The organism is Micromonospora sp. NPDC049580 (assembly GCF_040675595.1).
Taxonomy (GTDB): domain Bacteria; phylum Actinomycetota; class Actinomycetes; order Mycobacteriales; family Micromonosporaceae; genus Micromonospora.
In genome coordinates, this window is the sequence record NZ_JBFAPG010000722.1 from 1 (window position 1) to 2,123 (window position 2,123).

Here is a 2,123-nt window from a genome sequence, read left to right on the forward strand (position 1 = left end):
TCGCCGACGGGCTCACCGCGATCACGCTGCGCGTACCGGCGGTGGTCATCCACACGCTTGGCGACTTCCGGGTGTTCCGGGCCGGCGCCGTCGTCCCGTACGGCGAGTGGCAGTCCAAGAAGGCACGGGACCTGCTGAAGATCCTCGTCGCGCACCGGGGACGCGCCGTGCCCCGGGCCAGGCTGATGGAGCTGCTCTGGCCGGACGAGTCGCCGTCGCGGACCGCGAACCGGCTGTCGGTGCTGCTGTCCACGTTGCGCCGGGTGCTCGGCACCGGACGCCGCACCAGCGGCCGGGGCGCGGTGCTGGCCGACCGGGGTTCGGTGGCGATCGACCTGGACGTGATCGACGTGGACGTCGAGACGTTCCTGACCGCCGCCGAGGAGGCGCAGGTCGCCCTGCGGGGCGGACACCCGGACACGGCCCGTGCGCTGGTCCGCGCCGACGAGCTGTACGGCGGGGACTTCCTCGCCGACGACCCGTACGAGGACTGGGCGCAGCCGCTGCGGGAGGAGGCGCAGGTCGCGCACACCAGCGTGCTGCGGGCTCTGGCCCAGCACGCCTCGGACACGGACCAGAAGCTGGTCTACCTGATGCGGCTGGTGCACCGGGACCCCTACGACGAGGACGCCCACCTGGAGTTGGTGCAGGTGCTGCGCGCGGCCGGGCGGCACGGCGAGGCGCAGCGGCGTTATCGCACGTACGTCGAGCGGATGCGGGAGTTGGGCATCGCGCCGGCCGGCGGCGAGGCGACCGACCCCGACGCGGGGCCCGCCGGGGCCGGCGGCGGGCAGCACGCCGAGCCGTCGGCCGGGGCACTGACCCGGTGGCGGGCGCCGGCCGCGCAGACCCGGCCGTGGACGACGGAGTTGGGCGGCGCCCACCGCCCGACCGGCGTCCCCGCGCAGCGGACGGGGAATCCGAGGAGGCTCATTGAGCATCCGGCCTGACCGGGCCGCCCGACCGTCGCCGGCCGCGCCGGGGCAGGCCCGCCGCACGGGACCGGCCCCGCGAGCGCGCCAGGCGGCTCACGGGACCGGCCCCGGATCGGGCGTGCCGGTCAGTGGCGGGGCTGGTAGCTCTTCGGCAGCCGCATGCCACGCTCGGCCATGATCGCCCGGACCCGGTTGGGGTAGTTGGTGATGATCCCGTCGACGCCCATGTCCATCAGCGCGGACACGGTGGCCGGGTCGTCGCAGGTCCACGGAATGATCTTCAGGCCCCGGGCGTGCGCCTCGGCCACCATGGTCGCGTCCGGGTAGAAGCGGAAGTTCGGGTCGCTGATGGTCCCGTTCTGCGGGAATCCGTAGTTGGGCGACAGGGCGGTGACGCCTGAAATGGCGGCGGCGGCCTTCACGAAGTCACCGTCGTAGTCGTCAGCGTCGATCCCGCCCAGCCAGGGGGACGCGCCCGGCTGGCCGACCTGGAGGAAGTCGTAGTTCGTGAGGGCCACCAGCGGCCACTTCGGCGCGAGCCGGTGCATCTGGCTCAGCGCACCCCAGTCGAACGACTGGATGGTGACCTGCTTCTCGATGCCGGAGGAGTGGATCTCCTCGAAGACCCGCCGGACGAACAGCTCGCGAGGCGCGGTCTGCTCGGGCGCGCCCGGTCCTTGATGTACTTGCCGACGTACGGGTACATCGTCTCACCGGCCGTGACCGGTGCGGTGTCGGCGCACTTCTGAGCGCTGATCTGGCGGTCGTGGTTGACGACCACCTTCTGGTCCTTGGTGATCTGGGTGTCCAGCTCCAGTGTGGTGACACCGAGACGCATCGCCTTGCCGAAGCCTTCCAGCGACTCCTCGGTGGTCATGCCGATGCCGCCGCGGTGGGCTTGGAGGTCGAAATGGGTCTTCCGGGGGTGCGGCGCGCTGGCGCTGTCGACGGTTGACGCGTGCGCGGCCACCGGAACGGCGAGCGCGGGCAGAACGGCAAGGCCCGCCAGAACGTGACGTAGGGACATGGTGCAAACCTCAGCTCTTTCAGGTGCAGATGCCCTGGTGAGGCTAGGTGGGAGGCGATCCGGCGCGATGACCTCGCCACAAGCGGGGTGTGAACGCTCGCCGAACCCTCGACGGCCGTGGCCGCGACACGACGGACCTGACGGGCAGCGCGGCCGCGCCG

The 2,123-nt window shown here is 72.2% G+C and carries 3 protein-coding genes; 1 reads left to right on the plus strand and 2 read right to left on the minus strand.

Translation table 11 applies throughout. The features are described 5' to 3' along the window. A partial coding sequence (locus AB0J68_RS31385) for a BTAD domain-containing putative transcriptional regulator (protein WP_363942418.1) occupies positions 1-950 on the plus strand: 950 nt, incomplete at its 5' end. A 110-nt stretch (positions 951-1,060) separates the two neighbouring features. Here AB0J68_RS31385 and AB0J68_RS31390 read toward each other — a convergent pair. Continuing rightward, complete coding sequence (locus AB0J68_RS31390) at positions 1,061-1,576, minus strand: glycerophosphodiester phosphodiesterase family protein (protein ID WP_354855756.1); 516 nt, start codon at positions 1,574-1,576, stop codon at positions 1,061-1,063. Further along, positions 1,489-1,962: a glycerophosphodiester phosphodiesterase family protein gene (locus tag AB0J68_RS31395; protein ID WP_355066414.1), complete on the minus strand. Its 474-nt coding sequence runs from the start codon at positions 1,960-1,962 to the stop codon at positions 1,489-1,491. Before AB0J68_RS31395 ends, AB0J68_RS31390 begins: the two co-directional genes overlap by 88 nt. Positions 1,963-2,123: the final 161 nt, after the last annotated feature.